Below are 23,138 nucleotides of genomic sequence, written 5' to 3'. Positions count from 1 at the left end.
GCCGGGTCGGTCAAATCTTCTCGATCGGGGCGTGCCGGAGCACCAGCCACATCACCTGGTCGCCGAAGTCGATCTGCGCCCGGGCGCCCGGCCCGTGCCCCTCCACCGCCAGCACCCGGCCCAGGCCGTAACGCTGGTGGTTGACCCGGTCACCCGGATCCACCTTCGGCGCCGACTTCAGGTCGCTCGCGGTGGCGAGTTTGCTGCCGTCGATGCCGAGTCGCTCGGCGATGCGCTGCGCCTTGGGCGTACCCCCGGCGAAGCCTCCGCCGCGCTGGCGGTCTCCCCCACCGCGACCACCCACACCGCCCCCGGTGCCGGACCACGACGTGTACGACCCGCCGGTGCGCTCCCAGCGGACCAGCTCGGTCGGCAGCTCGTCGGTGAAGCGGGAGGGCGGGTTGTACTGCGGCTGGCCCCAGGCGGACCGGGTCACCGCGCGGGAGAGGTAGAGCCGCTGCCGCGCCCGGGTGATGCCCACGTAGGCGAGGCGGCGCTCCTCCTCCAGCTCGGTGTTGTCGCCGAGCGCCCGCATGTGCGGGAAGACGCCGTCCTCCAGGCCGGAGAGGAAGACGACCGGGAACTCCAGGCCTTTCGCCGTGTGCAGCGTCATCAGCGTGACCACGCCCTGGTGGTCGGGGTCGTCGCTGGGGATCTGGTCGGCGTCGGCGACAAGCGCCACCTGCTCCAAGAAGCCCGCAAGCGTGGCGACCTGCTCCTCCCCCTCCTCCGCCAGGGACTCCACGCGCTCGGTGTACTCCCGGGCGACGCTCACCAGCTCCTGCAGGTTCTCCACGCGGCCCTGGTCCTGCGGGTCGAGGCTCTCCTCCAGCTCGCTGAGCAGGCCGGACCGCTGCAGCACCGCTTCCAGCACCTCTTCCGGCGGCGCGGTCCGGGTGAGCTCGCGCAGGTCGTCGAGGAGCCGCACGAAGTCACCGATGCTGTTCGCCGCGCGGGTGGAGATGCCCGGCGCGTCCTTGGCGTGACGCAGCGCCTGGCCGAACGAGAGCCGGTCCCGGTTCGACAGGGCCTCGACGCAGGCCTCGGCCCGGTCGCCGATGCCGCGTTTCGGCGTGTTCAGCACCCGGCGGACGCTGACCGTGTCGTCCTCGTTCACGATCGCGCGCAGGTAGGCCAGGGCGTCGCGGACCTCCTTGCGCTCGTAGAAGCGCACCCCGCCGACCACCTTGTAGGGCAGGCCGACCCGGATGAACACCTCCTCGAACACGCGGGACTGCGCGTTGGTGCGGTAGAAGACCGCCACGTCACCGGGGCGGACCTCGTGGTTGTCGCAGAGCCGGTCGATCTCGCGGGCCACCCAGTCCGCCTCGGCGTGCTCGGTGTCCGCCACGTAACCGACGATCTGCTCGCCGGCGCCCTGGTCGCTCCAGAGCCGTTTCGGCTTGCGGGAGGTGTTGCGGTCGATCACCGCGTTGGCCGCGGAGAGGATGGTCTGGGTGGATCGGTAGTTCTGCTCCAGCAGAATCGTGCGGGCCTGCGGGTAGTCCCGCTCGAACTCCAGGATGTTGCGGATCGTGGCGCCACGGAACGCGTAGATCGACTGGTCGGCGTCACCGACCACGCAGAGCTCGGACGGCTCGACCTCGCCGCCCTCGGTGCCGACCAGCTCACGGATCAGTTGGTACTGAGCGTGGTTGGTGTCCTGGTACTCGTCGACCATCACGTGCCGGAAGCGGCGACGGTATGCCTCGGCGATCATCGGGTGCGCCTGGAAGAGGTGCACCACGGCCATGATGATGTCGTCGAAGTCCAGCGCGTGCGCCTCGCGCAGCCGCCGCTGGTAGAGCTCGTAGGCCTCGGCGACGGCCCGCTCGTTCGGCCCCTTCGCCTTCTGCTTGAACTCCTCCGGCTCGACCAGCTCGTTCTTCAGGTTCGACACCTGGGCGGCCAGGCCACGAGCGGTGTACCGCTTCGGGTCCAGGTCGAGCTCGCGGGCGACCAGCTGCATGAGACGGCGCGAGTCGTCCGCGTCGTAGATGGAGAACGTGCTCTTCAGCCCGACGTGCTCGTGCTCGGCCCGCAGGATCCGCACGCATGCCGAGTGGAACGTCGACACCCACATGAGCCGGGCCCGCGGGCCGACCAGCTGGGCCACCCGCTCTTTCATCTCGCCGGCGGCCTTGTTGGTGAACGTGATCGCGATGATCTCGCCGGGGTGCACACCGCGCTCGGCCAGCAGATAGGCGATCCGGTGGGTCAGCACCCGGGTCTTGCCCGAACCGGCGCCGGCCACGATCAGCAGCGGCGAGCCGGAGTGCGTGACAGCGTCACGCTGAGGCCCGTTGAGCCCGACCAGCAGGGACTCCGGATCGATCCGCCGAGGGCTCGGCCGGGAGGTCGGCCGGGACGGCTCGGTGTGCTTCTCCTGCGCCTTGATCACGGGCATGGAGAACAGGGTGTCGGCAGGTTCTGAGGAAGGTCGCATCGCGGGAGCAAGTGTATGCCGACCCCCCGACAGAACTTCCCCGCCGACCCGCTCATCCATCGACGTTCCCCCGAAGTGGTAGCGCCGGATCGGCTGTTACACCAAGCTGTCCGAGTCGGCGAAAAACTCACTCCGATCGGGGGACTCCCCATGACACGGTTGCGTCTCGCCCTACCCGCCGCGGCCATCGCCGCACTCGCACTGGCGGCCGTTCCGGCGCCACCGGGCGCGGCCGCCGCGCCACCGGCCGAGTTCACACCGGTGACCGCTGCCTACGACGTACCCAAGGGCAAGGTCGTCGAAGGTCAGTTCCTGAGCTACAACGACTTCCACGGTGCGATCGACCCACCCACCGGAAGCGGCGCGGTGGTCAACGCGAGCGGCACGTCGACGCCCGCCGGCGGTGTGGAGTACCTCGCGACCTGGCTGAAGAGGCTGCGCGCCGAGGCCACCGCCGAGGGCCGGTCGACGATCACCGCGGGCGCCGGCGACCTGATCGGCGCGACCCCGCTGGTCAGCGCGGCCTTCCACGACGAGCCGACGATCGAGTTGATGAACGAGATCGGGCTGCAGGTCAGCTCGGTCGGCAACCACGAGTTTGACGAGGGCGTGGCCGAGCTGATCCGGATCCAGCGCGGCGGCTGTCACCCGGTCGACGGGTGCCAGGACGGCGACGGCTACCGGGGTGCGGCGTTCACCTATCTGGCGGCCAACACTATCGACAAGCAGACCGGACTGCCGATCCTGCCGCCGATCGAGATCAAGTACGTGCGCGGGGTGCCGGTCGGCTTCATCGGCATGACCCTGGAGGGCACGCCCAGCATCGTCAACCCGGCCGGCATCCAGAACGTGCGCTTCACCGACGAGGTGGCCACCGCGAACAAGTGGAGCAAGGTGCTCAGCGCGATCGGTGTGAAGGCGCAGGTGCTGCTGCTGCACGAGGGCGGGTCGCAGGGCTCGGCCACCCCGACGCCGGGCGTCTCGGACTGCACGAAGTTCACCGGTCCGATCGTCGGAATCGTGGCCGGCCTCCGGCCCGAGATCAGCATCGTGATCTCCGGGCACACGCACCGCTTCTACACCTGCAAGCTGCCGAACAGCGCGGGCGCCGACACGGTCGTCACCAGCGCCGGCAGCAACGGGCAGCTGGTGACCGACATCGACTACTCGCTGGACACCCGGACCGGCCGGTTCACCGGGATCACCGCGCGGAACGTGATCGTGGAGAACGGCGTGCCGGACGGCAAGGGCGGCTGGTCGCGGGACGCCTCCGGGGCGTACCTGCGGAACCCGGACACCGTCGACGCCGCGGCCAAGAAGGTCGCCGACAAGTACCGCACCGCGGTCGCCCCGATCGCCAACGAGATCGTCGGCAGCATCAGCGCGGACATCGTCCGGACCGCCACCCCGGCCGGCGAGAGCCCGCTCGGTGACGTGATCGCGGACGCCCAGCTCGCCTACACCCGGCCGGCCGGCGCGCAGATCGCCCTGATGAACCCGGGTGGCATCCGCGCCGACCTGGACGCCGACCAGTCCTCCGGCGGCGAGGCCTACGGCCAGGTCACCTACGGCGAGGCGTTCACGGTCCAGCCGTTCAACAACCTGGTGGTGACGCAGACCCTCACCGGCGCCCAGCTGAAGAACGTGCTGGAACAGCAGTTCGCCGGCTTCGCCGGGCAGACCACCCAGCGGATCCTGCAGGTGTCGGCCGGGCTCACCTACACCTGGAGCGCGTCCGCCGCGCCGGGCTCCAAGGTCAGCAACCTGGCCCTGAACGGCACGCCGATCGACCCGGCCACGAACTACCTGGTCACCACGAACGACTTCCTGGCGAACGGCGGCGACGGCTTCAGCAACCTGACCCAGGGCACCGGACGGGTCACCGCTCCCGGCTTCGACGTGGACGCGCTGGTGGCACACCTCGCCACCGGCCCGATCGCGCCGGGACCGGCCAACCGGATCACCACGACACCGTGAGACCAGGCGTGACGTCCCACCACTCGGGCGGTTTCCTTGCGGGACCGTCCGGGACGGGGGCATACTCGGCAACGTGATCCAGCGAGCGCGATTTTTTTACTACGGCACCGGAAGTCCGGCAGCCGTAGGTCGCGTCTGAAACACAGACCTACAACAAGCCCCGGGCTTCCCCAGTCCGGGGCTTGTTGCTGCCCGGGCCGGGTCGACCGGGGCGTGAGCACCCGAGGAGCAGGACATGACCGCCGAGACCGTGGACCAGACCACCGGAGCCGGCGCGGAGCAGGCCGCCGCGGCGATCCGTGCCAAGCGTGAGCGCATCGACGAGATCGACCAAGCGATCATCGACCTCTGGCTGGAACGCGCAAGCCTCTCCCAGGAGGTCGGCAAGACCCGGATGGCGAGCGGCGGCACGCGCCTGGTGCTGGCCCGCGAGCGCGAGATCGTGGAGCGTTTCCGCACCGCCCTCGGCCCCGACGGCACCCAGGTGGCGCTGCTCCTGCTCCGCTCCGGCCGCGGCCCGCTGTAGCCCTTTCCCGATCTTGCCGGGAACGCGAGCGCACCAGATCCGCGGTGGAACGAGACAGCGGCGGCCCGGGAGAACCCGGGCCGCCGCTGTTCATTTCCGGTCAGACGGTCAACGACCGTGAACCACGTCGCGGATCTCGGCGAAGTGGCACGCGCTCGGGTGCGGCGACCGGTCGCGGATCTGCAGCAGCGGGTCCTGCTGAGCGCAGATGTCCTGAGCCTTCCAGCAGCGGGTCCGGAACCGGCAACCCGACGGCGGGTTGGCCGGCGACGGCACGTCACCCTCGAGAACGATCTGGTCGCGCTGGCCGCGCAGGCGCGGGTCCGGGACCGGCACGGCCGAGAGCAGAGCCTGCGTGTACGGGTGGGTCGGCTGCTCGTAGATCTCCCGGTCGTAACCGTGCTCCACGATCCGGCCGAGGTACATCACGGCGACGCGGTCGGAGATGTGCCTGACCACCGACAGGTCGTGCGCGATGAAGATGTAGGACAGGCCGAACTCGTCCTGCAGCCGCTCCAGCAGGTTGATGACCTGGGCCTGGATCGACACGTCGAGCGCGGAGACCGGCTCGTCGCAGACGATGATCTCGGGCTTGAGGGCGAGCGCGCGGGCGATGCCGATGCGCTGGCGCTGGCCGCCGGAGAACTGGTGCGGGTACCGGTTGATGTGGTCCGGGTTCAGACCGACCGTGTCGAGCAGGTCCTGCACCGCACGCTGCCGGCCCTTTTTCGGGACGACCTCGGGGTGGATCTCGAACGGCTCACCGATGATGTCGCCGACCGTCATACGCGGGTTCAGCGAGGTGTACGGGTCCTGCAGCACCATCTGGATGTTGCGGCGGGCCTTGCGCAGCTCGGTGCCCTTGAGCCGGACCATGTCCTGACCGCGGACCATGATCGAGCCCGAGGTCGGCTTCTCCAGGCCGACCAGCAGCTTCGCCAGCGTGGACTTGCCACAGCCGGACTCGCCGACGACACCCAGCGTCTCGCCGCGGCGCAGCTGGATGTCGACGCCGTCGACCGCGCGGACCGCGCCGACCTTGGTCTTGAAGACGATGCCCTGGGTGATCGGGAAGTGCTTGATCAGACCCTTGGTCTCGAGAACGACATCACTCACCGAGGACCTCCCGGAAGAAGTGGCAACGGGCGGTACGGTGCGGCGCGACGGCATAGGCCGGCGGCGGCGGGTCCTGACGGCACGGGTCCTTCGCGTACCGGCAGCGGGGGTTGAACGCGCATCCCTTCGGGATGTCGGTCAGCGCCGGCGGCAGGCCGCGAATGACGTTGAGCTCCTGACCCTTCATGTCGAGCCGGGGAATCGACTCGAGCAGGGCGCGGGTGTACGGGTGCGCCGGGCGGGAGTAGATGTCGTAGACAGCCGCTTCCTCGACGACCTTGCCCGCGTACATCACGGAGATCCGGTCGGCCACGTCCGCGACCACGCCCATGTCGTGCGTGATCAGGATGAGGCCCATGTTGCGCTCCTGCTGGAGCTCCGCGAGCAGGCCCATGATCTGCGCCTGGACCGTCACGTCGAGAGCCGTGGTGGGCTCGTCGGCGATCAGCACCTCGGGGTCGAGCGCCAGCGCCATGGCGATCATGACGCGCTGCCGCATACCACCGGAGAACTGGTGCGGGTAGTCGTTGATCCGCGACTTCGCCGCCGGGATCTTGACCTGGTCGAGCAGCTCGATCGCCCGCTTCTTGGAGTCCGCGCGGGACATTCCGCGGTGCATCCGGAACAGCTCGCTGAGCTGGAACCCGACGTTGTAGACCGGGTTCAGCGCGGAGAGCGCGTCCTGGAAGATCATCGCGATCCGGTTGGCGCGCACCTTGCGGCGCTGCTCCTCCGAGACCGCCAGCAGGTCGACGCCGCGGTAGCGGATCTCGCCCTTGGTGATGAACCCGGGAGGGCTCTCCAGGATGCCCATGATCGCCTGAGCGGTCACCGACTTGCCACAGCCCGACTCGCCCAGGATGGCGAGCGTCTCGCCCGGGGAGAGCCAGAAGTTCGCGCCGTTGACGGCCTTGGCGACGCCGTACTGGGTGCGGAACTCGACGTGCAGGTCGGTCACCTCGAGCAGAGGTGCGCGCGGATCGATGCCGGGTATGACATCCATTTGCGCCTTGATATCAGTCACAGGGTCACCGCAACTTCGGGTCGAAGGCGTCGCGGATGGCGTCGCCCAGCATGATGAAGGCCAGCACGGTGGCCGCGAGGAAGATCGACGGCCAGACCAGCGGTTCGGTCGCCACTCGAGCGTACGGCGACGCCTCGGAGATCGAGATGCCCCAGCTGATCGCGTCGTTCTTCAGGCCGACGCCGAGGAACGACAGCGTCGCCTCGCTGGCGATGTTCGTGCCCAGCAGGATCGTGAGAACCACGATGAAGGACGCGATCGAGTTCGGCAGGATGTGCCGCAGCATGAGGCGGCCCGGTCCGGCGCCCAGCATCCGGCCGGCGGCCACGTAGTCCTGGCTCTTCGACGAGATCACCGCGGACCGCATCACCCGGGCCGCGGAGGTCCAGGTCAGCAGGCCGAGCGTCAGTGTCACCGCGAGCACACCGTCCGACTTCTCGGTGACCAGGCGGTTCGACAGAACGATCGCGCCGAGCAGGAACGGGATGCCGAGCATGATGTCGATGCCGCGGGACAGGACCGCGTCGGCCCAGCCGCCGAAATAACCGGCGGCGAGACCGAAGATCAGCCCGATCACACCGGCCAGCAGGGTCGACATGATGCCGACGATGATCGAGTTCCGGGCGCCGTAGACGGTCTTCGCGAAGACGTCACAGCCCTGGAAGTCGTACCCGAAGTACGCCGAGCCGCTGGCGCCCTTGTGCTGGTTCGCCAGGGTGCACGCGCGCGGGTCCGCCGAGGTGAAGAGGGTCGGCCAGATCGCCATCAGCAGGATGAGGAACACCAGCACGACCGACACCCAGAAGATCTTGTTCCGGCGAAGGTCGATCCAGGCGTCTCCGGCAAGGCTGCGTGGCTTGTCGGACTTGCGGCCCGGACGTGGCCCGGCGGCTTGTGGCGCGGGGGCCTCGACAGCGGTTACGGCGTTGGGGTCACTCATAGCGGATCCTGGGGTCGAGGGCGGCGTACAGCAGGTCGACGAGGAGGTTCACGACCAGGAAGATGACCACCAGCACGCTGACGAAGCCGACCACCAGCGGGCCGTCCTCGGTCGTGATCGCGCGGGCGATGTTGAAGCCGACGCCGGGGATGTTGAAGATCTTCTCGGTCACGATCGCGCCGGACATCAGGCCGCCCAGGTCGACGCCGATCAGCGTCACGACCGGGATCAGCGAGTTGCGCAGCACGTGGACCCAGATGACGCGCCGGCGAGTCAGGCCCTTGGCCCGCGCCGTGCGCACGTAGTCGGCACGGAGGTTCTCCACCACCGAGGTACGGGTCACCCGCAGCTCCGTGGCGATCACCAGACTGCCCAGCACCAGGGCCGGCAGCAGCAGGTCGAAGAGCGAGGCGTCCCGGGTCGCGGTCGGCGGGAACCAGCCCAGCTTGATACCGAAGACCAGCTGTGCGAGGGGCGCCAGGACGACGATCGGCATGGCCAGGACGACCAGGGTCGCGACCAGGGTGGCGTTGTCGAAGAAGCCACCCCGCCTGATTGCGGAGTAGACGCCCGCCGTGACCGCGATCGTGGCTGCGATGACGATGGCGAGCAGTGCCAGCTTCAGGGTCACCGGCCACGCGTTCGCGAGCATGGCCGAGATCTTCTGGCCGGTCAGCGACTGGCCGAGGTCACCGGTGAGGAGACCCTTCATGTAATACCAGTACTGAGTGAGGAAGCCCTCATCCAGATGATAACGCTCCGTCAGCGCGAGGCGCTGACTCTCAGTGATGGGCCGTTCGCCCGCCAACGCCTGGAGGGGGTCGTCCTGGTTGGCGAACGTCAGCGCGAAAACCACAAAGGTGGCCCCGAAGAAAGTCAGGACCATCTGCAGTAAGCGCCGCACGATGTAGCGGAACATACGGGTTTAGCCTCTTCCGCGGAAGAGCGCCGGCCTCGTGAGCTCGGCGACGAGGAGTGGGGTTAACGCAGTGGTGGCGCCACGGTTTCACATGCTCCGTGACGCCACCACCGTTCGAGCGGTTAAATCAGCTGACTACTTCGATCTCGTACAGGTTCACCTTCTGGAAGAGGTCAACCGTCACGTTGGAGACCTTCTCCGAGTAGCCGAACACGTTCTGACCGTTGCGCAGCGGAATCACCGGCATTTCCTTGGCGAGGATATCCTCCGCCTGCTGCCACTTCGCGATGGCCTCCTCCGGAGAGGCGGCCGAGCGGCCCGCGGCCACCAGGTCGTCGAAGGCGGTGTTGCTGTACCCGTAGTAGTTGGAGGAACCGTCGGTGCTGTACAGCGGGCCGAGGTAGTTCTCCATCAGCGGGTAGTCCATCAGCCAGCCGAGGCGGATGAGGCCGACCGGCTCCTTCTTCTCGACCTTGGTCAGCAGGTCGGCGAACTTCGGCTCACCGACACCGGTGCAGTTCACGCCGAGCGAAGCCTTGATCTGGTTGCACGTCGCGTCGACCCACGCCTTGTGCGGACCGTCAGCGTTGTAGGTGATCTTCAGCTCGGACGGGCCCTTGGCGGCGTCGTAGATCTTCTTCGCCTCGGTGGGGTTGTACTCACAGTTCGCGCCACAGGTGTTCTCGCGGTAACCCGCCACAACCGGGGAGACGAACGAGGTCGCCGGGGTCTGCGAGCCCAGGAAGACCTGGTCGGTGATCTCCTTGCGGTTGATCGCCATCGAGATCGCCTTGCGGACGTTGACGTCCTTGAACTCCTGCTGGAACGTCGGGAAACCGACGAACTGGAACGAGGAGTTCGGGCTCTTCTGGAACCGGTCGCCGAGGTCGGCGGAGGCCGACGCGAGGCTCTCGATCGGGATCTGGGTCTGCACGTCGAGGTTGCCCGCGACGAGGTCCGCGTACTGAGCGGCGTCGTCCTGGTAGATCTTCCAGGTGATGCCGTCGATCTTCGGGACCTGGCCCTTGAAGTCGGCGACCTTCTCGACGACGACCTGGGAGTCGTGCTCCCACTTGCCCTTCATCTTGAAGGGGCCGTTACCGATGATCGCGTCCTCGAAGCCCTCGGCAATGACGCCGTCGGAGGAGAAGGCAGCCTTCGGCAGCGGGTAGAACACCGTGTAGCCGAGCAGCGACGCGAAGCTCGCGAACGGGGCGGCCAGCGTGATCTCGATCGTGCTGTCGTCAACGGCCTTCAGGCCGGTGAGCTTCTTCGCCTTGGGCTCGGGAGCCTTCTTCGGGCCCTCCTCGCCGTCCGGGTCCTCGCTCTGCAGGTCGGCGTAGCCGGCGATGCTCGAGAAGAAGTAGGAACCGCCCTGGCCGTTCGGACCGTAGGCGCCGTAGTTCCAGGCGTCGACGTAGTTCTGCGCGATGACGGGCTCGCCGTTGTGGAAGGTGAAGCCCGGCTTCAGCTTCACGGTCCAGACCTTGTTGGTCTTGTCCGGCGTGATCGACTCGGCCGCAACCGTGACCGGGTTGTTCTTGGCGTCGAAGTCGACCAGCGGGTAGAAGAGCGAGGCCAGAACCTCAGCACCGTTCGACTCCGTCGTGTTCGACGGGATCAGGTGCTGCGGCTCGGCGATACCGATCACCACAGTATTGGAAGCGGCGGACGACTCGTCCGAGTCGCCGCTACTGCAACCGGCGGCCAACAAGGCGATGGCGGTCGCGCCGACCGCCATCTTCCATGGGCTTTTCCCAAGCATGGGAGTGCCTCCTTCAGGGGCGCTCACGAGGGGTTGTGTGAGTAGCTGCCACTGTGACACAGAGGCACGGAAACCGATGAGCGCCGTTATCAAGCCGATATTAGCCGTTTACGTCCGTACGCAGACCCAAAGATCGTTCTTTCGCCGGATTCGACCGGCCTGACCTGCGTGTACGTCCGCGCGTGGCCCCTCGGCTACCCCCTGCAGCCAAACGGCCCATTTTGGACGGCCAGTCGGATGACCTTCAGACCAGGCGCCGGTCAGCGGCCCATCGTGACAGCTCGTAGCGGTTGCTCATCTGGAGCTTCCGGAGCACGTTCGAGACGTGCGTTTCCACTGTCTTGATCGAGATGAACAGCTCCTTGGCGATCTCCTTGTACGCATAACCCCTGGCCAGCAGCCGCAGCACCTCGCGCTCACGGTTGGTGAGCTGGTCCAGCTCCGGGTCGGCCACCGGCACGTCCGGCCGGGAGGCGAACGCGTCCAGCACGAAACCGGCCAGCCGGGGGCTGAACACCGCGTCGCCGTCGGCCACCCGGCGCACCGCCGCGGCCAGCTCGTCCGGCGAGATGGTCTTCGTGACGTAACCGCGCGCCCCGGCCCGGATCAGCCCGATCACGTCCTCCGCGGCGTCCGACACCGAGAGCGCCAGGAACAACACCTGCGGATGGGTACGCCTGATCGACTCCAGCACCGCCCGGCCGCCACCGTCCGGCATGTGCACGTCGAGCAGCACCACGTCCGGGCGGACCGCCTGGATCCGGCTGATCGCCTCGGCCACCGAACTTGCCTCGCCCACCACGTCGACATGCGCGCCCAGTTCCGAGCGCACCCCGGCGCGGAACATCGCATGGTCGTCGACGAGGAAGACGGTCAGCCGTCGCGGTGCGGTCTCTGCAACGGGCTCGGTCATCGTGCCTGCTCCTTACCGGCGGTCACGCTCTCCCGTGTGACGGGGAGCATGAGCCGCACTTCTGTACCGTCGCCGGGCGCGCTGCGGATCTCGGCGCGCCCGCCGTGGCGCTGCATGCGCCCGATGATCGACCCACGGACGCCGTGCCGGGTCTCCGCCACGCCGTCGATCTCGAAGCCCGCGCCGCGGTCCCGGACGAAGACGCTCAACTCGTCCTCCTCGACCTCGGCGTAGAGCGAGACTGTCTGCACACCAGCGTGCCGTGCGGCATTGACGAGCGCCTCGCGGGCCGCCGCGACAAGCGCCGCCACCCGATCGTCGCACTGGGTGTCGCCCACCACCACGGTCTCCACGGTGATCGCGTAGGTGTCCTCCACCTCGGCCGCCGCCTGCTCCAGCGCCGCCGCGAACCGCTCGGTCGGCGAGGCGGTCGGCTTGTAGAGCCAGTTGCGCAGGCTGCGCTCCTGCCCGCGAGCGAGCCGCTGCACCTCCTTGATGTCCGCCGAGTTGCGCTGGATCAGCGCGAGCGTGTGCAGCACCTGGTCATGGATCATGGCGGCCAGCTCGGCGCGCTCCTGCTCGCGGATCCGGCCCTCGCGCTCGGCGCGCAGCTGACCGAAGGTGCGCCAGAGCAGCGGCGCGACCACCACGCCGACGCCGGCCAGGCCGACGAAGGCGAAGATCACACCGTTGAAGACCGCGGAGATCGAGTTGTCCGGCGCGTAGACGGCGACCACGCCGATCAGGCCGATCGCGACGAGGACGCCGCCGCCGATGAAGCGGAAGAGGAAGGAACGCCGATCGTTCTCGGACACGATGGCGGCGACCCACGGCGTCGAGGCGATGTTGTAGTCGGCACCCTGCTCGCGGCGGCTGGAGTCGGACTGGTGCCAGATCACACCGGCGCCGACCGCGATCACCGCGATCATCCAGCCGACGGTGGTGGCCACCTGATCGTCGAAGACGAGGGCCTGGAGCAGCACCACGCCGAGACCGATCGCGGCGAACGGCGCCAGGGCGGAGAGGTCACGGCCGGCCGGCTGCTCGTCGCCGCGCGCTTCCTGCGGCAGCACCGCCCAGTACGCGGCGTAGAGAAGCAGGCCCAGTGCGTTGAAACCGAGCAGGACCACGAGGGCGATCCGCACCGCCAGCACCGGCACGCCGAGATGGCGCGCCAGCCCGGCGGCGACACCCGCGACGATGCGGTGGTCCCGCGGCCGGTACAACCGGCGCGGCTGAGGAACAGCGGTGGTGGTGATCGCACTTCTCCTTTCGTACCCTCCGATCGTCACACGTCGCGCCGCTCGGGGGCCACGGGTAACCACCCTGGGAAACCGGGACCCCGGATCTCAGGGTGGCCTCAGGGTCGGTTCCGGAAGCGGCTCGGGTGAGCGGGCGCGCAGGATCGATGGCATGAACGACGAAGCTGCCCAGTCCCGCGGACCTTCCACGCCGGGCGCCGGTCCACAGGGCGCCGAGGCACCTTCCTCTCCCGACACCGGCGCGCAGCCCGAGACCGCCCCCGGCACACAGCGGGAGACCGCCGCCGACGCGCAGCGGGAGACCGCTTCCACCGCGCAGCGGGAGACCGCTTCCACCGCGCAGCCGGAGACCGCTTCCGCCGCGCATCCGGAAACGGCTCCCGGCGCACAGCCGGATCCGCGGGCAGAGCCGCAGCCGGGCCCTCCGCCCGGTGCGCACGCCGGCCCCCCGCCCAGCGCCCAGGCCGGCCACGCGCCCGGTCCGCAGGCCGGCCCGCCGCCCGGGTGGCAGACGAGCGCGAACGTTCCGCCGTGGCTCGCCGGCGCGAGCGCCGCGTTCGACCGGCAGCAGCTGGTGCGGCCGCGCAACGGGCGGTACATCGCCGGCGTCTGCGGCGCCCTGGCCCGGGCCACCAACACCGACCCGGTGCTGTGGCGGGTGCTGCTCGGCGTGCTGGGCATTCTCGGCGGCACCGGCGTTCTGCTCTACCTGATCGGCTGGCTGATCATCCCGTCCGAGGGCGACACCGCCTCCCCCGTCGAGTCGCTGCTCGGCAAGGGCCACTCCGGGATGGCGCCGCTCTCCGTCGTGCTGCTCGGCAGCGCCGCGCTGCTCACCTTCGCCTTCATCGTGAACTCCGGCGCGCGGTCCAGCATGCTCGCCGCGGCGGTGGTCCTCGGCGCGTTCCTGCTGATCAAACGGGGTGGCGTGAGCGACACGACGCGCGCCGCCACCACCGCGCCGCCGTCACCGCCACCGCCCACCGGCGTCCCGGAGGAGCCGACGATGGCCTTCACCGCGCCCTTCGCGACGCCGGGAGCCGCGCCGGGAGCCATGCCGGGAGCCGCGCCGGGACAGGCCCCGGCTGGAGTGCCGGGGGCCGATCCGGGAGCGGGGCCGGGGACCGGTCCGGGAACGGGTACGGGTTCGGGAGCCGTCCCGGCCGAGCCGGTGACCGCCCCGCCCGCGCCGAGCTACGAGCCGCCGCTGTTCGCCCCGCCGGCCGAAGGCTACCGCCCGCCGTTCGCGCCGCACGGCCCCTACGCCAGCGGATCCGTTCCCCCGCAGCCGCCGCAGCCACCGAAACCGCCCAAGCCCGCCAAGCCGCCGAAGCCCCCGCGTGAGCGTTCGGTGCTGGGCCGCCTGACCTTCTTCGCGGTCGTCGTCGTGATGGGCCTGCTCGCCGTCCTCGACATGGCCGGGGTGAACGTGGTCGTCTCGGCGTACTTCGCGGCCGCCCTCACCACGATCGCGCTCGGCCTGATCGTCGGATCGTGGTTCGGCCGGGCCCGCGGGCTGATCGCGCTCGCCCTGATCGCCACCCTCGGGCTCTTCGTCTCGACCGGCACCGAGCGCTGGGGTGGCGAGTTCCGGGACAGCGTCTACCGCCCGACCAGCCTGAGCGAGCTCGCCGACCGCTACGACTTCACCTTCGGCAACGTCACGCTCGACCTCAGCGAGATCGACTTCACCGGCGCGCAGCAGCAGACGACCGTGGACATGAAGATCGGACAGCTGCGGGTCGTGCTGCCGCCGAAGGTGGACACCACCGTCGACGTGACGGGTGGCGGCGTCCGTACCGTCCTGTTCGGCACCGAGAGCGCCAGCTCCGACGAGAACCGGCAGACCGTCACCGACCTCGGCGCCGACGGCGCCGGTGGTGGAACACTCCAGCTCGACCTGCGGCTGGACACCGGCAACGTGGAGGTTTCCCGATGAAGGCGCACCGCATGGACGGCGTCTCCCTGACGTTCGGCCTGATCTTCTTGGGCATCGCGGTCTGGTGGGCGATCTCCCGGGTGATCACGGTTCATCTGCCCGCCGTCGGCTGGATCGTCGCGGCCGGTCTGATCTTCTTCGGGGTGATCGGCCTGCTCGGCGCCATCCGCTCCGGCCGGCGTGACGAGCCGGCCCCGGCGCCGGTGGCCGCCGAGGCCCGGATCGAGACCCCCGGCGACCTGCCCCCGGAGATGCACGCCTCGATCGTGCAGGAGCTGCTCGACGACCCGGCCACCCGGTTCACCAAGGAACAGCACCACCGGGACTGACCAACCACCGGGACTGACCGGAAGTGCCAGAGCCCCGCCCACCGGGAAACATCGGTTGGGCGGGGCAATATGCTCGCTGGATGACCCCGTATCCCGCCGTGTCCACCACGCCCGTAACCGGTGTGGGTGCCCGGGCCGCCCGTACCCTGACCGCCGAGTTCGCCCGCCAGAACGCGGCGACGTCCGCGCTGCTGGTGGGTGCCGACCATGCCTCCGCGGTGGTCGCCGCGGCCGTCGAGGCTCTGCTCCCCGGCGACACCCTGACCCTCGTCCCCGGTGAGCACAGCAGCGCCGATCTGCTGCGCGGACACATCACCGGCCTGGGCAGCTGGGTCGCCGAACGGGTGAAGATCGTCGAATCTCTGGACGAGGCGCAGCCCGCCGACGTCGTGATCGTCGCCGAGCCGGTCACCGGCACGGCCGAGGAGACCCGCGTCCTGCTCGACCGGCTCGGCAAGCACCTCGCCGACGGTGGCGTGCTGTCGGTCGCCACACCTGCCACGCCGGGCCGCACCGGTGGCGCCGCCGCCGAGCTCTTCCGTCAGGGCGCGCTCTTCGGTGTCGGCTCCGACCTGGTGGTCCGCAACCAGCCGCCGCTGCGGGTCCACAAGTTCCGGTTCTCGCCGGCCGACGTGTCGACCGCCGCGGCTCTCGCGCCTGCCTACCGCACGTCGAGCGTCCCGGTCACCCGGACGATGCACATCGACTCCAACGGCGTCGCCGCCGCCGGCATCGCGCTCGGCCTGGCCGCGCTCGCCCGCCGCGCCCGCCCGAAGTCGAAGCTGTGGCTGATCCCGGCGCTCGCCGCCGCGCCGGTCGCCGCGTTCTTCCGTGACCCGGAGCGCGACGGGCCGACCGACCCGTCCGCCGTTGTCGCCTCGGCGGACGGCAAGGTGCTCTCCGTCGAGCGGATGCACGACGAGCGGTTCGGACCCGGCGAGTTCCTCCGCATCGCGGTCTTCCTGTCCGTTTTTGATGTGCACGTGAACCGCTCGCCGGTGGCCGGCCGGGTCGCCGACTACTTCGTCGAGGAGGGCGGTTACGCGAACGCCATGACCGCCGCGGCCGAGCACAACGTGGCCGCGTACACGGTGCTCGACACCGACCACGGCACGGTCGCGGTGGTCCAGCGGACCGGTCTGATCGCCCGCCGCATCGTGCAGCGCGCGCCGGTCGGCACGCTGCTGGCCCGCGGCGAGCGGTACGGACTGATCCGGTTCGGCTCGCGCACCGACGTCTACCTGCCGGCCGACAAGGCCGAGGCGCTGGTCAACGTCGGTGAGCGCGTGGTCGGTGGCGCCACGGTGATCGCCCGCTGGAAGTGATCCACTCATGACGAAGGCCGCCTCCCGGGTCGGGGAGGCGGCCTTCGCCGTAGAACATCGGCCGCCCGAAGCGGCGACCGGGTGGGCTGGTCAGACGCGCTTGGCGCGCATCCAGAGGACCGGGCCGCTGGCCAGGTAGGTCGCCACGATCAGCACGAACGCCATCCGCGGGTCGATCAGCGCGCCCACCACCGGCAGCAGCAGGAGCCACGGCGGAAGCTTCAGGATCCGGGCCAGTTTGGCGTAGGGGAAGCTGGACACCATCGCGAAGGCGAGCATCGTCACCCCACCGAGCAGGGCGATGCCGGGCAGGTCGTCGAGCCCGATCAGCACGGTGAGCGCCAGCACCGCGGCGGCCATCGTGGTGGGGACGCCGCTGAAGAACCGGCCGTCCTTCGGCGAGACGTTGAAACGTGCCAGACGGATCGCGGCACAGCCCGCGACGAACGCGCAGGCGATCGCGGCGGCGGCCGGTGGGACCGAGTCGGCGAGTGAGGCGTAGACCACGACCGGCGCGGCGAGACCGAAACTGCACATGTCGGCCAGCGAGTCCATCTGCGCGCCGAACGGGCTGGAGACGCCCAGCTTGCGGGCGAGCGCGCCGTCCAGGCCGTCGAAACCGACGCAGGCCACCAGGCAGGCGGCCGCGATCCGGACGTCGCCGTCCATGGCCAGGAAGATCGCCAGCAGACCGAGGCCCAGGCTGGCCAGGGTGCACGCGTTGACCAGCGCGAAGCTGGCCTTGCGGGAGATGGTGTGCTCGCCGGGAAGCAGCGAGATCGAGTCCGTCTCCGGCTCGGCGACCGGGACGGGCACCGGAACCACCAGGGTGCGCACCGGCTCGGACGGGGTGTAGAGCACCTCGGCGCGGGTCGCGGTCGCGGCCCGGCCGGTGTCACCGGAGCGGCGGCCCACCCGAACCATCAGGGCCTGCCGCGCTAGACTCCCGCCGCGGCGCAGCCGGCCAGCCCAACGACGCCCAGCGGGACGGGGACTATCCGTCGTTCGACGCCGGCGCCAAGGGGAACTCGGCACGTGCTTCCTCCATGGAGTTCGGTTGTTCCGCCGGTGTCCGGCGAAATGCGGGTTACACCTTCGCACAACCCGGACTGCCTTGGCGAGAGGCGCATGATCCTCATGTACAACGCCGGCGTCCGCGAATTTCATTCATCCTCGGCCTTACGATCCCGATTTTAGCCCTTCCGGGCCAACGCCTCCCGGGACAGCTCGGTAAGGGGCAGCCTCGCGAGCTCCGCGCGGGTGAACCAGCCGGCCTCGGAAGTGGATCCGCCGGCCTCCTCGGTGACCGCCGCCGGGGTCGGATCATCGACCGTGACCTCGTAGAACACCCGGATCACGTGCCAGTCGAGGGGCACGCCCTCGGGGCCGAGCGCCGCGGGGTCGTACCTGTGGGAAACGCCCAGGAGGCTGACGACGCGACCGTGCTGGGAGGTCTCCTCGACGAGCTCGCGGGCGAGCGCCTGGTCCGGTGTCTCGCCGAAGTCGGTGCCGCCGCCGGGCAGGTGCCAGCGTCCCCCGCCCGGGTAGCCGTCGGCGATCCGGGTCAGCAGGATCCGGCCGGCCGGGTCGCTCGCCAGGGCGTACGCCCCGAAGCGCTGCACCGGTCCGGGCGGCCGCTCCGCCGGAACCTCGGGCACCGGCACCGCCGGGGTCTCGAAGGGGACTCCCAGGACACTCGCCGTGAACGGCAGCAGCGGCCGCGTCGCGACGTCGGCCGGCGACACCCACTCGGCCAGGTCGCTGGTGCCGTCCGCCTCGTCGCGCAGGTCGCCGCCGATCATCTCGACGTCGTAGAGGATGCGGTCGGTGTGCTCGACCGTGTCGTCGGGCAGCACGATCAGGTCGGCGGTGGCGGCGCGCACCCCGGTCACGCGTACCGAAAGGCCGGTCTCCTCGGCGAACTCCCGGACGATCGTGTCGTCCGGGTGCTCGCCGTGATCGATGCCGCCCCCGGGGAGCGACCAGACACCGGGGAACGCCGCCGAGTCCGAGCCCCGGGTCAGCAGCACCCGGCCGCCGGTGTCGCGGCAGACGCCGTACGCCGCCGCCCGTCTATTGATCTTCACCGAGCCTAGATTAGCCGCGCCGTCCGCAGCGCGTCCGCTGTCACCTCGGTCAGCTGGTCGGCGGCGAGTTCGGCGACCTCCTTGAGCGGCATCCACCGTGCCTCGTCGGTCGAGCCGCCCACGTCGTGGATGGTCACCTCGGTGGGGTGGTCGACGACGACCCGGTAGAACGCCCGGACACCGTGCCAGTCGATCGGGTATCCCTCCGGGCCGAGCGAGGCGGCGTCCCGGTGGCTCGCCACCCCGAGCAGCTCGACGATCCGGCCCGCCTGTCCGGTCTCCTCGACCAGCTCCCGGATCAGGGCCGGTCCCGGCTGCTCGCCGTAATCGGTGCCGCCGCCGGGCAGGTGCCAGCAGCCGGCGCCCGGATATCCCGGCGAGATGCGGGTGAGCAGGAGGTTCTCGTACGGGTCGGTGGCGATCGCGTACGCCGCGAAGCGCTGCGCCCGGTGCAGTCCGTCCGGCCCCTCGTAGGCATAGAACGAGGGGAAGACCGGCGCTTCCTCGGGCCGCAGGTCGGCGGAGGCGGCGGGCAGCCCGAGCGCGGCCGCGGTGAACTGCCGCAGTTTCAGCCCGGCCGCCTCTTCGAGCGTGTGCCACCGGGCCAGGTCGGTGGGGTGCCCGACCCGGTCGATCAGGTTGCCGCCACGCACCGACACCTCGTAGATCAGGCGGTCGGTGTGGATGGTGACGCCGCGATGCGGCATCGACCGCATGTCGGCGAGGACGTCGTGCAACCCGGTGACGGCGACCGAGAGTCCGGTCTCCGCCGCGGTCTCACGGACGACGGTGTGATTGGGATCTTCGCCGTGGTCGACGGCGCCGCCGGGCAGCGACCAGACTCCGGGAGTGCCGGATTTGGACGAGGCCCGGACCAGGAGAACGCGGCCCGCGTCGTCATGCGCGACGGCGTAGGCGGCGATCCTGCGGAGCGGTTCCAGTGCGGGGGTCACGGGCGGCATTCTGCCCGGAATATGTTACCTCTCAAGAACTTCTGTCAACTTCACGACAGTGGGATAGCGGTGAGTAACCGCAGCTCAGGGCGGTTTTACCCGCCCTGAGCAATTGATCCACTACAGGGAGTCACTCCCACTCGATGGTGCCCGGCGGCTTGCTCGTGACGTCCAGAACCACTCGGTTGACCTCCCGGACCTCGTTGGTGATCCGGTTCGAGATCGTGGCGATCACGTCGTACGGCAAGCGGGACCAGTCGGCGGTCATGGCGTCCTCGCTGGAGACCGGCCGCAGCACCACCGGGTGACCGTAGGTGCGTCCGTCGCCCTGAACCCCGACGCTGCGCACGTCGGCGAGCAGCACCACCGGGAACTGCCAGACGTCGCGGTCCAGCCCCGCCGAGGTCAGCTCCTCGCGGGCGATCAGGTCGGCCTGACGCAGGATGTCCAGCCGGTCCCGGTCCACCGCACCGATGATCCGGATCGCCAGGCCGGGACCCGGGAACGGGTGCCGCTGCACCATCGCCTCGGGCAGGCCGAGCTCGGCGCCGAGCGCGCGGACCTCGTCCTTGAAGAGCGTGCGCAGCGGCTCGATCAGCGCGAACTGCAGGTCGTCCGGAAGGCCGCCGACGTTGTGGTGCGACTTGATGTTCGCCGTGCCGGTGCCGCCGCCGGACTCCACCACGTCCGGATAGAGGGTGCCCTGCACCAGGAACTCGATGTGCCGCTCGGCGTCCAGGTCGCGGGCCGCCGCCTCGAACGTGCGGATGAACTCGCGGCCGATGATCTTGCGCTTCTGCTCCGGGTCGGTGACGCCGGCGAGGTGGCCGAGGAACTGCTCCTCGGCGTCGACCACGACGAGCCGGATGCCGGTGGCGGCGACGTAGTCCTTCTCCACCTGCTCGCGCTCGCCCGCCCGCAGCAGACCGTGGTCGACGAAGACGCAGGTGAGCTGGTCACCGATCGCCTTATGGACGAGCGCCGCGGCGACCGCCGAGTCGACGCCGCCGGAGAGGCCGCAGATGACCTGCTTGTCGCCGACCTGCTCACGGATCAGGGCGACCTGGTCGTCGATGATGTTGCCGGGCGTCCAGGTCGGCTCGATGCCGGCGATGTCGTACAGGAAGCGCTTGAGCATCTCCTGGCCCTGCTCGGTGTGCGCCACCTCGGGGTGGAACTGCACACCGGCCCGCTTGGCGGTCAGATCCTCGAACGCCGCGACCGGCGCGCCCGGGGTCGACGCGGTGACCGCGAAGCCCTCCGGGGCGACCGCCACGCTGTCGCCGTGGCTCATCCAGACCGGCAGGTCGGCCGGCAGGTCGCGGAGCAGGGTGCCGCCCTGTGCGGCGAGGAGGGTCCGCCCGTACTCCCGGGAACCGGTGTGTGCCACCGTGCCACCGAGAGCCTGGGCCATCGCCTGGAAGCCGTAGCAGATGCCGAAGACCGGGACGTCGGACGCGAAGAGGCCGGCGTCGAGAACCGGCGCGCCCGGCTCGTAGACGCTGGACGGGCCGCCGGAGAGGATGATCGCGGCGGGGTTCTTCGCCAGCATCTCGGCCACCGGCATCGAGTGCGGGACGATCTCGGAGTAGACGCGGGCCTCACGGACCCGGCGGGCGATCAGCTGGGCGTACTGGGCGCCGAAGTCGACGACGAGGACGGGACGCGGGGTACTCACCCGGCGAGTTTACCGGCGGCGTGTCGCGGCGGAGGGGCCTCCCCCTACGCCGCGACCAGCACCACTGTCAGCGACGGTAATAGGTACGCGTCGCCAGCTTCGTCACGTTGCCCGCCTTGTCGTACGCGCGCACCACGACCTTCATCGTCCGCTTCTGCTTCGCCACCTTGAAGGACAGCTTGTAACCGGCCTTCGCGTCGGTCGCCACCACCTTGCCGTTGACGAGCAGCTGGACCTTGCTCACCCCGTACTTGTCATTGGCCTTGACCGAGACGGTGACCGTGCCCTTCACCCGGGCCTTGTTCTTCGGCGCCTTGGTGATCGACACCTTGGGCGGGGTGTTGTCCGCCACCACGGTGCGCGCGCCCAGCCAGGTGATGTTGCCGGCCTTGTCGGTCAGCCGCAGCTGCACCTTGACCGCGCCGTTGTACTTCTTCGTGTTGAGCTTCGGCGCGAACGGGGCGACGTAGTCCCAGCTGTGCCACTTGCCGTTGACGTAGAGGTCGACGTTGCGGATGCCGGAACCGCCGGTGTCCTTCAGTCCGACCGGGGTGATCGCGGCGCTGCCCCGCAGCTTCGCACCCCCGCCCGGGCTCGTGGTGGTCGCCGACGGCTTCGCGGTGTCGGTGCCCCGGGTCAGCGCGGCCTTCGCGTCGACCAGGCCGTACTTCACCCAGCCGCCGATCTTGCGGGTCGAGCTGGTGATCGCGTTCGACAGGCCCCACCCGCTGTACCTCGGGTTCTTCGAGGCGACGAGCGCGGCCACGCCGGAGACCAGTGGAGCGGAGAAGGACGTACCCCGGATGATGTAGTCCTTGCCGGTGCAGTCGGAGAGACCGACCCAGCAGTAGCTGCCGTCGGTCAGCATGCCCGCGGTGTAACCGGGTGCCGCCACATCCACCCAGCTCGCGCCGTAGCTGGAGAACTTGGCGCGGGCCGTGCCGCCGGTCCGGGTGTCGGTGGCGCCGACGGACAGCACGTCCGCGTACGCCGCCGGATAGTTCTTCCTGCTGCTGTTCTCGTTGCCGGCGGACGCCACGACCAGCGCGCCCCGGCCGTTCGCGTAGGCGATCGCGTCCTGCAGGACCGGTGACGGCTCCGAGCCGCCGAGCGAGAGGTTGATGATCTTCGCGTTCTGCTTGGCCGCGTAGATGATCCCGGCAGCGACGTCGGACGTGTCGCCCTTGCCCTCCCAGTTCAGGACCTTCACCGGGAGGATCTGGCACTGCGCGCAGACACCTGCCATGCCGGCGCCGTTGTTCGTCTTCGCCGCGATCAGCGACGCCACGGTGGTGCCGTGGCCGTAGTCGTCGGTCGCGCTGGTGTCCCGGTTGACGAAGTCGTAGCCGCGCAGGACCTTGCCGGACAGGTCGCCGGCCGGCGTCACGCCGGTGTCCACGACGGCGACCTTGATCGCACCGCCGCGCGTGGTGGCCCACGCGTCCGGCACCTTGATCTGGCCCAGCTCTTTCTGGTTCTTGTAGATCGGGTCGTTCGGCGTCACGGCGAACGCCTCGACCGCGGGGTCCACCTGGACATAGGAGACCTTGGGGTCGAGCTTCAGCGCCGCGATCAGTGCGGTCGCCTTCGCGGCCGGCACGTCGAGCGTCTTCGCCCGTACCTCGGCGAGCGCGTCGCGCAGGACGCTGCTGCCGCTCGCCTCGGCGTCGCCGAGACCGAAGCCGGAGAGAGTGGGCAGCGCGGCGCTGACCTCTTCTCCGGCCTTGAGACCCACCACCAGGCGGACCGGCGCGGCGGCTGCGGCCTGCGCGGGACTCGTGATCCCGGCGACGCCGAGACCGGCCAGCAGGCCCGCGGTGGTGATGCCGGCAAGAGCGCGCCGGCTGGAAGAGTTCATAGTGGAGGGACCTCCCCGTCGCGATCGCCGGGGATCGGCGGAACGCCGAGCCAGCGTACTTGCGATCTTGGATATCGCAAG

General features: G+C 69.7%; 18 protein-coding genes. 5 read left to right on the top strand and 13 right to left on the bottom strand.

Translation table 11 applies throughout. The features are described 5' to 3' along the window. Positions 1 to 10: 10 nt before the first annotated feature. Positions 11 to 2,407, bottom strand: a complete 2,397-nt coding sequence (gene pcrA, locus AMIS_RS03615; RefSeq protein WP_051041806.1) for a DNA helicase PcrA — start codon at positions 2,405 to 2,407, stop codon at positions 11 to 13. 189 nt (positions 2,408 to 2,596) lie between these two features. Here pcrA and AMIS_RS03610 point away from each other — a divergent pair, with 189 nt between their 5' ends. Together AMIS_RS03610 and AMIS_RS03605 are read left to right on the top strand one after the other, a co-directional pair. Then, on the top strand, positions 2,597 to 4,423 hold the full coding sequence (locus tag AMIS_RS03610; RefSeq protein WP_014440828.1) for a bifunctional metallophosphatase/5'-nucleotidase: 1,827 nt from the start codon (positions 2,597 to 2,599) through the stop codon (positions 4,421 to 4,423). A 235-nt stretch (positions 4,424 to 4,658) separates the two neighbouring features. After that, positions 4,659 to 4,949, top strand: coding sequence for a chorismate mutase (locus AMIS_RS03605; protein ID WP_014440827.1), 291 nt, complete (start codon positions 4,659 to 4,661; stop codon positions 4,947 to 4,949). 108 nt (positions 4,950 to 5,057) lie between these two features. On the opposite strand, the gene AMIS_RS03600 is transcribed toward AMIS_RS03605, so the two are convergent. The 7 genes from AMIS_RS03600 to AMIS_RS03570 form a co-directional block, all read right to left on the bottom strand. Beyond that, positions 5,058 to 6,065, bottom strand: coding sequence for an ABC transporter ATP-binding protein (locus AMIS_RS03600; protein ID WP_014440826.1), 1,008 nt, complete (start codon positions 6,063 to 6,065; stop codon positions 5,058 to 5,060). Next, on the bottom strand, positions 6,058 to 7,068 hold the full coding sequence (locus AMIS_RS03595; RefSeq protein WP_041829537.1) for an ABC transporter ATP-binding protein: 1,011 nt from the start codon (positions 7,066 to 7,068) through the stop codon (positions 6,058 to 6,060). The genes AMIS_RS03600 and AMIS_RS03595 overlap by 8 nt, the downstream gene beginning before the upstream one ends. Positions 7,069 to 7,093: 25 nt before the next feature. After that, the gene (locus AMIS_RS03590; protein WP_014440824.1) at positions 7,094 to 8,029 is read right to left on the bottom strand and encodes an ABC transporter permease; all 936 of its coding nucleotides are present in this window, start codon (positions 8,027 to 8,029) and stop codon (positions 7,094 to 7,096) included. After that, positions 8,022 to 8,948 (bottom strand): ABC transporter permease, encoded by a 927-nt coding sequence (locus tag AMIS_RS03585; protein ID WP_014440823.1) that lies wholly within the window; start codon positions 8,946 to 8,948, stop codon positions 8,022 to 8,024. The genes AMIS_RS03590 and AMIS_RS03585 overlap by 8 nt, the downstream gene beginning before the upstream one ends. A gap of 127 nt (positions 8,949 to 9,075) precedes the next feature. Next, positions 9,076 to 10,713: a peptide ABC transporter substrate-binding protein gene (locus AMIS_RS03580; RefSeq protein ID WP_014440822.1), complete on the bottom strand. Its 1,638-nt coding sequence runs from the start codon at positions 10,711 to 10,713 to the stop codon at positions 9,076 to 9,078. Positions 10,714 to 10,957: 244 nt separating this feature from the next. Continuing rightward, on the bottom strand, positions 10,958 to 11,626 hold the full coding sequence (locus AMIS_RS03575) for a response regulator (RefSeq protein WP_014440821.1): 669 nt from the start codon (positions 11,624 to 11,626) through the stop codon (positions 10,958 to 10,960). Continuing rightward, positions 11,623 to 12,852 (bottom strand): ATP-binding protein, encoded by a 1,230-nt coding sequence (locus tag AMIS_RS03570; RefSeq protein WP_014440820.1) that lies wholly within the window; start codon positions 12,850 to 12,852, stop codon positions 11,623 to 11,625. Before AMIS_RS03570 ends, AMIS_RS03575 begins: the two co-directional genes overlap by 4 nt. Before the next feature lie 187 nt (positions 12,853 to 13,039). Between AMIS_RS03570 and AMIS_RS03565 the strand changes: the two genes are divergently transcribed. The 3 genes from AMIS_RS03565 to AMIS_RS03555 all read left to right on the top strand — a co-directional run bounded on the left by AMIS_RS03565 (position 13,040) and on the right by AMIS_RS03555 (position 16,481). Continuing rightward, a complete protein-coding gene (locus AMIS_RS03565; RefSeq protein ID WP_014440819.1) occupies positions 13,040 to 14,827 on the top strand; it encodes a PspC domain-containing protein in 1,788 nt (595 codons plus the stop codon). Beyond that, positions 14,824 to 15,156, top strand: coding sequence for a hypothetical protein (locus tag AMIS_RS40210; RefSeq protein ID WP_014440818.1), 333 nt, complete (start codon positions 14,824 to 14,826; stop codon positions 15,154 to 15,156). The genes AMIS_RS03565 and AMIS_RS40210 overlap by 4 nt, the downstream gene beginning before the upstream one ends. Positions 15,157 to 15,236: 80 nt before the next feature. Beyond that, a complete protein-coding gene (locus tag AMIS_RS03555; protein WP_014440817.1) occupies positions 15,237 to 16,481 on the top strand; it encodes a phosphatidylserine decarboxylase in 1,245 nt (414 codons plus the stop codon). A gap of 90 nt (positions 16,482 to 16,571) precedes the next feature. Here the strand turns inward: AMIS_RS03555 and AMIS_RS03550 are convergent, their stop codons facing one another. The 5 genes from AMIS_RS03550 to AMIS_RS03530 form a co-directional block, all read right to left on the bottom strand. Beyond that, a complete protein-coding gene (locus AMIS_RS03550) occupies positions 16,572 to 17,441 on the bottom strand; it encodes a CDP-alcohol phosphatidyltransferase family protein (RefSeq protein ID WP_041830470.1) in 870 nt (289 codons plus the stop codon). A gap of 233 nt (positions 17,442 to 17,674) precedes the next feature. Beyond that, entirely contained in the window at positions 17,675 to 18,568 is an 894-nt protein-coding gene (locus AMIS_RS03545; protein ID WP_014440815.1) for an NUDIX hydrolase, read from the bottom strand. A gap of 5 nt (positions 18,569 to 18,573) precedes the next feature. Further along, positions 18,574 to 19,521: an NUDIX hydrolase gene (locus tag AMIS_RS03540; protein WP_041830469.1), complete on the bottom strand. Its 948-nt coding sequence runs from the start codon at positions 19,519 to 19,521 to the stop codon at positions 18,574 to 18,576. Positions 19,522 to 19,651: 130 nt separating this feature from the next. After that, positions 19,652 to 21,199, bottom strand: coding sequence for a glutamine-hydrolyzing GMP synthase (gene guaA, locus AMIS_RS03535; RefSeq protein ID WP_014440813.1), 1,548 nt, complete (start codon positions 21,197 to 21,199; stop codon positions 19,652 to 19,654). A gap of 67 nt (positions 21,200 to 21,266) precedes the next feature. Further along, a complete protein-coding gene (locus tag AMIS_RS03530) occupies positions 21,267 to 23,057 on the bottom strand; it encodes a S8 family serine peptidase (protein WP_014440812.1) in 1,791 nt (596 codons plus the stop codon). Between the last annotated feature and the right edge of the window lie 81 nt (positions 23,058 to 23,138).

The organism is Actinoplanes missouriensis 431 (assembly GCF_000284295.1).
In the GTDB taxonomy this organism is placed as follows: domain Bacteria; phylum Actinomycetota; class Actinomycetes; order Mycobacteriales; family Micromonosporaceae; genus Actinoplanes; species Actinoplanes missouriensis.
The sequence above is the reverse complement of the archived record's forward strand: the minus strand, read 5'-3'. Positions and strand labels throughout refer to the sequence as shown.

Excerpts from the sequence above, each read along its gene's own strand:
- pcrA (WP_051041806.1), bottom strand. The coding sequence starts at position 2,407 with ATGCCCGTGATCAAGGCGCAGGAGAAGCACACCGAGCCGTCCCGGCCG.
- AMIS_RS03610 (WP_014440828.1), top strand. The coding sequence starts at position 2,597 with ATGACACGGTTGCGTCTCGCCCTACCCGCCGCGGCCATCGCCGCACTC.
- AMIS_RS03605 (WP_014440827.1), top strand. The coding sequence starts at position 4,659 with ATGACCGCCGAGACCGTGGACCAGACCACCGGAGCCGGCGCGGAGCAG.
- AMIS_RS03595 (WP_041829537.1), bottom strand. The coding sequence starts at position 7,068 with ATGGATGTCATACCCGGCATCGATCCGCGCGCACCTCTGCTCGAGGTG.
- AMIS_RS03590 (WP_014440824.1), bottom strand. The coding sequence starts at position 8,029 with ATGAGTGACCCCAACGCCGTAACCGCTGTCGAGGCCCCCGCGCCACAA.
- AMIS_RS03585 (WP_014440823.1), bottom strand. The coding sequence starts at position 8,948 with ATGTTCCGCTACATCGTGCGGCGCTTACTGCAGATGGTCCTGACTTTC.
- AMIS_RS03580 (WP_014440822.1), bottom strand. The coding sequence starts at position 10,713 with ATGCTTGGGAAAAGCCCATGGAAGATGGCGGTCGGCGCGACCGCCATC.
- AMIS_RS03575 (WP_014440821.1), bottom strand. The coding sequence starts at position 11,626 with ATGACCGAGCCCGTTGCAGAGACCGCACCGCGACGGCTGACCGTCTTC.
- AMIS_RS03565 (WP_014440819.1), top strand. The coding sequence starts at position 13,040 with ATGAACGACGAAGCTGCCCAGTCCCGCGGACCTTCCACGCCGGGCGCC.
- AMIS_RS40210 (WP_014440818.1), top strand. The coding sequence starts at position 14,824 with ATGAAGGCGCACCGCATGGACGGCGTCTCCCTGACGTTCGGCCTGATC.
- AMIS_RS03555 (WP_014440817.1), top strand. The coding sequence starts at position 15,237 with ATGACCCCGTATCCCGCCGTGTCCACCACGCCCGTAACCGGTGTGGGT.
- AMIS_RS03530 (WP_014440812.1), bottom strand. The coding sequence starts at position 23,057 with ATGAACTCTTCCAGCCGGCGCGCTCTTGCCGGCATCACCACCGCGGGC.